This is a genomic window from Micromonospora sp. NPDC003776 (assembly GCF_053605645.1).
Map to the genome: position 1 here is coordinate 1 of NZ_JBSGJR010000441.1, position 6,076 is coordinate 6,076.

General features: G+C 73.2%; 7 protein-coding genes. 3 read left to right on the forward strand and 4 right to left on the reverse strand.

The window, feature by feature from the left end:
* The 3 genes from tnpB to ACWEVO_RS27495 all read right to left on the reverse strand — a co-directional run.
* On the reverse strand, positions 1–1,009 hold a 1,009-nt coding region (tnpB, locus tag ACWEVO_RS27485), incomplete at its 3' end, for an IS607 family element RNA-guided endonuclease TnpB (RefSeq protein ID WP_452310393.1).
* 94 nt (positions 1,010–1,103) lie between these two features.
* A complete protein-coding gene (locus tag ACWEVO_RS27490; RefSeq protein ID WP_452310394.1) occupies positions 1,104–1,859 on the reverse strand; it encodes an FAD-dependent oxidoreductase in 756 nt (251 codons plus the stop codon).
* Positions 1,860–2,151: 292 nt separating this feature from the next.
* A complete protein-coding gene (locus ACWEVO_RS27495) occupies positions 2,152–2,472 on the reverse strand; it encodes a hypothetical protein (RefSeq protein WP_452310395.1) in 321 nt (106 codons plus the stop codon).
* 192 nt (positions 2,473–2,664) lie between these two features.
* On the opposite strand from ACWEVO_RS27495, the gene ACWEVO_RS27500 reads away from it, so the two are divergent.
* Positions 2,665–3,489: an ArsR/SmtB family transcription factor gene (locus ACWEVO_RS27500; RefSeq protein WP_452310396.1), complete on the forward strand. Its 825-nt coding sequence runs from the start codon at positions 2,665–2,667 to the stop codon at positions 3,487–3,489.
* A gap of 74 nt (positions 3,490–3,563) precedes the next feature.
* Here ACWEVO_RS27500 and ACWEVO_RS27505 read toward each other — a convergent pair whose 3' ends face one another.
* Positions 3,564–3,980, reverse strand: a complete 417-nt coding sequence (locus ACWEVO_RS27505; protein WP_452310397.1) for a DUF6069 family protein — start codon at positions 3,978–3,980, stop codon at positions 3,564–3,566.
* A gap of 222 nt (positions 3,981–4,202) precedes the next feature.
* On the opposite strand from ACWEVO_RS27505, the gene ACWEVO_RS27510 reads away from it, so the two are divergent.
* The gene (locus ACWEVO_RS27510; RefSeq protein ID WP_452310398.1) at positions 4,203–5,288 is read left to right on the forward strand and encodes a sensor histidine kinase; all 1,086 of its coding nucleotides are present in this window, start codon (positions 4,203–4,205) and stop codon (positions 5,286–5,288) included.
* 55 nt (positions 5,289–5,343) lie between these two features.
* Positions 5,344–6,012: a response regulator gene (locus tag ACWEVO_RS27515; RefSeq protein WP_452310399.1), complete on the forward strand. Its 669-nt coding sequence runs from the start codon at positions 5,344–5,346 to the stop codon at positions 6,010–6,012.
* The last annotated feature ends 64 nt before the right edge of the window (positions 6,013–6,076 follow it).

Consider the following 6,076-nt stretch of genomic DNA (forward strand, 5'->3'; position numbering starts at 1 on the left):
TCTCGGCGAAGCCGGCATCCGCGATGTGTCGGGCCAGCCGCCGGTTGGCCAGCATGCCGGCCACGTGGAGGTCTTCGACCACGATCGTGCCGTACGCGCGGGCCAGCCCGGTGGTGAGCTTGTGCAGGTTGTCACGGCGCAGGTTCGCTACCCGCGCGTGCGCGCGGGCGACGTGCCGGCGGGCGCGTTCCCACCGGTTTGAGGGCCGCTGGCCGGTGCGCCGGTCCGGCCCGACGCGCCGGGACATCCGCCGGGACAGACGTCGCATCCGCTGGGCCGCCTCGTCCAGATGCCGGGGGTTGGGCACCATCTCACCGGTGGACAGCACCGCCAGGTGGCTGATCCCCACATCCACACCGACCACCGCCTGCGGGCGCGTCGGGGTGCGGGTGCGCTCGGCCCGCTCGATTTCGACGCAGAACGCGACCTGCCACCGCCCGCCGTCACGGCGCACCGTCGCCGACAGAATCCGAGCCGTGCCCACCTCCAGACGGCGGGCGAGCTTACGGGTCGACTCGTGCAGCTTGAGCCGGCCCAGCCGGGGCAGCACGACATGCTTACGGTCCGGCTCCATGCGGATCGCGCCGGTCGTGAACCGGATACTCGGCGTGCTGCGGCGGCGGGACTTGAACCGCGGGAACCCGACTCGCCGACCGGCGCGCTTGCCTGCCCGGGAGTCGGACCAGTTCTTCAAGCCGCGGGCCAGGTTGTCCAGGCCGGTGTTGAACGCCTCTTTGGAGCACTCCGGCCACCACGGCGCCACATCCGGCTTCGCCTGGTTCCACGCCTTACGCAACGCCGCGAGATTCCACCCGAGGGCCGGAGTCAGCAGCTCTTCGGGTGTGCCGTAGGAGCGTTCGGCGGCGCGCTGGCCCATGACCGCTTTCACCCTGGCCAGACCCCAGTTGTACGCCACCCTGGCCGCGCCCGCATGCGCCAGCACCAGCCGTTCCTGGAACGGGGTCAGATCGAGCGCAAAACGATACGCCTGCATACCGCGCACACCCACCCCCACTCACCCCCTCCGCGATCAGTGTCGGCGACGGGTACGACACTCCCGCAACCCCTCACTCAAACACCGCACCAGAACGCGCCTTCGACGCCTAAAGAACACTCCCCTGGCAGCAGTTGACACCCTCCGCGGCGATGGCGACCCCGCCGTACGGGGAGGCCGGCGAAGGGCTGCTGATGAAGGCGGCGAAGTCCGTCTGGCCGGGGGTACGGCGGTAGTCGCGGGAGACGTACACCGTGCGGGGGTCGACCCGGTCCTCGACGGGCGGCTGGTAGCCGAGCTCGGCGAGCCAGGTGGGGCCGCGGTTGCCCCGGCCGGTGGCGTCCACGACCAGGTCGGCGTGGTGGCGCTCCGGCGCGCCGTCACGGGGCAGGATCCGGGCACCGGTGACCGCGCCGCCGTCGCTGTCGGCGATCAGCCCCAACGCCTCGCACCGGTCCCGGACCTCCACGTTGGGCAGGGCCCGGACCCGGTCCCGGACGTACGCCTCCAGGGCGAGGCGGCTGACGCAGAGCCCGTCGAGGCCGGAGGCGACCCGGGGGATCCGGTGGCCGTCGTTGACCCAGAGGCAGTCCCGCTGGACGTCGACGGGAACGGCCCCCTGAGCAGCCAGATCCGCGGTCAGACCGGGGAAGAGCTCCTCGAGGATCTGCCGGCCCCGGGCGAGCAGGCCGTGGGCGTGCTCGCTCTGCGGCACACCCTTGCGGTCGGCGGCTGCCGCGGGCAACTCGTCCCGGTCGAAGACGGTGACCTGCGCGTACGACTCGCTCAGCACCCGCGCGGCGAGCAGGCCGCCGATGCTGCCGCCGAGGACGATCGCCTGCCCGGTCTCATTGGTGGTGGACACGGTTGATTTCCGTTTCATCAAAAAAGGGATGTCCACAGTGAGCCGCAAAACCTCGGGGCGGGGAAAGCGAATGGGCCGACGGCTAGCCGACAGCGCATTTCCCGCGCCGTACCGTCCCGCCGGCCGTGACGCCTCAGAGAGCCATAATCCCTGCTCAGGACGGCACGCGTTGGCGGCGTGACCGACATCTCAGTCGACTACCGGTCAATGTCCGTCAGCGAATCGGTACGCCGAAAGAACGGCGGGCGACCTGGCCGATCGGGCACCAGGAAAAGGTGAGACGAACCGGGTCCTATCCGGAGATGCGGTCGCCGAGGTTGACCCGGTCGTACCGGCCCTTCGGCAGGCACAACGTGCGTCGGTGGCCGTCGTCGGTGACGTAGGTGACCTGGTGGCAGGTCTTCAGCCGACAGCCGTCCCCGCACTCGGTGATCTGCACCTCGCGCTTGTCGGCCACGATGCCGCTGGTGTCCCCGGTGGCCCAGGCGACCACGACGCCGATCGCGGCGGCCACCGCGCAGGCCATCAGGGCCAGGACGATCCGGTCGCGCAGGGTGAGCCGGACCTGGTCGGGCATCCGGACGTTTCTGGTGCCGTCGTCGCCCTCGCCCATCGCACCCTCCTTTTGGCACGTCGCCTTCAGGCTAGGTCGGGTGTGCCAGCACACCTCGTCTAAGGCATCCTAGGAGGCTAGCTTCATGCTGGCGGCCGGTGAAGGGTGGCAAGCGCTGGACAGGCAGCCAGGTGGTTGCCTATGGTGGGCACAGGCAGCCGGATGGTTGCCTTTCATGAGGGCGGTGGCGGGATGGACGAGGTGTTCCGGGCGCTGGCCGACGTCAGTCGGCGGCGGCTGCTCGACAGCCTCAACGCCCGCAACGGACAGAGTCTGCGCGAACTCTGCGCCGGGCTGGACCTGACCCGGCAGGCGGTGAGCAAGCACCTCGCGGTGCTGGAGGCGGCCGGGCTGGTGACCACCACGCGACGCGGCCGGGAGAAGCTTCACCACCTCAACGCGGCCCCGATCAACGCGGTCGCCGACCGGTGGATCGGCCGGTATCACCGCGAGCGGGCGCGCGCCCTCGCCGACCTGCGGACAGCATTGGAGCGGGAGCTTATGGAGAACCCGACCTTCGTCTACACCACCTACATCCGGACGACGCCGCAACGGCTGTGGCGGGCGCTGATCGAACCGGAGTTCACCCGACGCTACTGGGGCGGGGCCGCCCTGGTCTCGGACTGGCAGGTCGGGTCGCCGGTGCTCTGGCAGGAATCCCCCGACGGCCGGCCGAAGGACCTCGGGCAGCGGGTGCTGGAAGCAGAGCCGTACCGGCGGCTCTCCTACACCTGGCACGGCTTTCAGCCGGAGCACGCGGCCCACTTCGGCTGGTCCGAGGAGGAACTGGCCGCCCGGCTCGCCGAACGACGGTCGAAGGTCACCTTCGACCTCGCGCCGCACGGCGAGGCGGTCCGGCTGACGGTGATCCACGACGACTTCTCCCCGGACAGCGAGATGCACCGGGCGATCAGCGGCCAGCTCGACGGCAGCGGCGGCTGGCCGGAGCTGCTGGCCAGCCTCAAGAGCCTGCTCGAGACGGGCGAGCCGCTGCCGGAGCCGGTGCCGGCCGGCTGACCGGGGTCGGGTCCGGGCCGGACGGCGATGTCCAGCCCGGTGCCGACATCCGACGACCGCCCGCACGCGGCGGGTCAGCGGGCCGCGGTCCGCCACAGCAGCGGTACGAGGACGACGGCCGTCACCAGGTGCATCGCGACCAGTGTGGCCACCGCCGCCGTACCCACTCCCCCGCCCATCGGCCCGGCCAGCGACACCAGCAGCACGATCAGGGCGGCGCCGGTCCAGACGGCCCGCGATCGGGTGGTGAGCCGCTCCAGCAGGGCGAGCAGGCCCCACGCGGCCAGCCCGGCCAGCAGGGTGGAGAGCACGACCGCGACCGGGGTCACCGTCTGCTCTGTGCCGCCGATGCGTGCCGTGAGGTCCACTCCGGACGCGGGGACCGCGACGACCCAGACGAGCAGGGTGGCGGCTGTGGTGGCGAGCACCGCCAGGGCCCGGCCGCGCCGGCGTGCCGAGCGGGGGGCGGCAGTGTGGGGCATCGTGTTCATCGGTCCGTACCTCCACCGGATGGGCGGACCCGCCGCCGGGTCCGTGGACAGTTCCAGGGGGACGCTAGGCGCGGAGGGGTCCGGGCCGGATCGGGCCGCGAGCGGGTTCGCCGGTCCGTCCCGGGGACCGGATTCCCGCCGGCATCTCCGTCTCGCGGCCGATGAGCGGGGACCGGTCCGCCACATAGCATCCGGGGTGTGAACTGTCGGTCGCGATCCCGGATGCTGCTGCTGATCGATGGCGGCATCGCCGCCGCGCTCTTCGGCATCGCCCTGACCGTGGCGCTCGTCCCCGGGACCGGTCGCGGCGGCACGGCCGGGACCGCCGTCGTGGTCGGCCTGGCCGCCGTGCAGGCCGGCTGTCTGCTGTGGATCCGCCGCCGACCGGTGTACGGCCTGGCGGTGGCCGCCCTCGCCGGGATCGGGCTGGAGGCGCTCTGCCCCGAGCTGGGCTGGCTCGGGTTCGTCGCCGCTCCCCTGGCGTACGTCGCCCGGCTGCGCCCGCCCCGGGTCTCCCTGGTCGCGCTCGCCGTGCTGCTCGCGCCCACGCCGTGGAAACTGGTCACCGGCGGCTGGCGGGACGTGCTGTTCGCGGCCACCGGGCTGGGCTTCGGCTGGGCGGTCGGCGAGCTGCAACGCGGGCACGCGCACCGCCGGCGCGACCGGCAGCGGCAGGTGCTCGCCCGGGAACGGGAACGGATCTCCCGCGAGCTGCACGACGTCGTGGCCCACCACGTGGCCGTCATCGCCGTGCAGGCGGCCGCCGCCGAGGACGTCTTCGACCAGCACCCGGAGCGGGCCCGGGCCGCACTCGGGTCGATCAACGAGGCGGCCCGCTCGGCGCTCACCGAGCTGCGGGCGATGCTGCACGCGCTGGCCACCGACGACGGCACGGACCCGGACGGGCCGCAGCCCGGCCTGGCGCAGCTCGACGCCCTCGCCGAGGCGGTGCGGGCGGTCGGCCTGCCGGTCACGATGCGCCGCGACGACCTCGCCGACGAGCTTCCGGGCGGGGTGCAACTGTCGGCGTACCGGATCGTGCAGGAGTCGCTGACCAACGCCCTGCGGCACAGTCAGGCCACCCGCGCCGAGGTCAGCGTCCGGTACGACGACGGCGTGCTCCGGCTGGACGTGGTCAACGACGGGACCGCGCGGCCCCGCCGCGGAGCCACCGGCACGGGCACGGGTCGCGGCATCGTCGGCATGCGGGAACGGGCCCGGCTGCTGGGCGGCACCCTGGACGCCGGCCCGCTGCCGGCAGGCGGTTTCCGGGTCCAGGCCCGGCTACCGGTGGAGGTCGGACCGTGAGCGCGAGGAGTGAGCCGGTCCTGCGAGCCCCGCAGCCGCGAACAGAGGCCGCACCGTGAGTGTTCGGGTGGTGATCGCCGACGACCAGGACCTGATCCGGGCCGGCCTCGCGATGATCATCGACGCCCGGCCGGACCTGACCGTCGTCGGGGAGGCGGCCGACGGCGTGGCGGCGGTCGCGGTGGCGAACCGGACCCGGCCCGACGTGGTGCTGATGGACGTCCGGATGCCCCGGCAGGACGGCATCGCCGCGACCCGGGAGCTGGTGTCGGGCGGCAACCTGGCCCGGGTCGTCATGCTCACCACGTTCGACCTGGACGAGCACGTGTACGCGGCGCTGCGCGCCGGGGCCAGCGCCTTCCTGCTCAAGGACACCCGACCGGCGGACCTCGCCGAGGCGGTCCGGGTGGTGGCCCGCGGGGACGCCCTGCTGGCGCCGACGGTGACCCGCCGGCTGCTGGACCGGTTCGCCGACCGGCTGCCCGCCCCGGCGACCGGCGCCGGGCGGCTGGCCGCGCTGACCGCCCGCGAGGTGGAGGTGCTGTCGCTGACGGCGCGGGCGCTGTCCAACGCCGAGATCGCGGAGCGGCTCTACCTGAGCACCGCCACCGTGAAGACCCACATCTCCGCCATCCTCAGCAAGCTCGGCCTGCGCGACCGGATCCAGGCGGTGGTCTTCGCGTACGACGTGGGCCTGGTCCGGCCGGAGCCGCCGCCCCGCTGAGCCCGCGGCTCAGGCGGCGTCGGTGCCGGCCGGCCCGCGCGCCCGCCCGGCCAGGCGGGTCCGG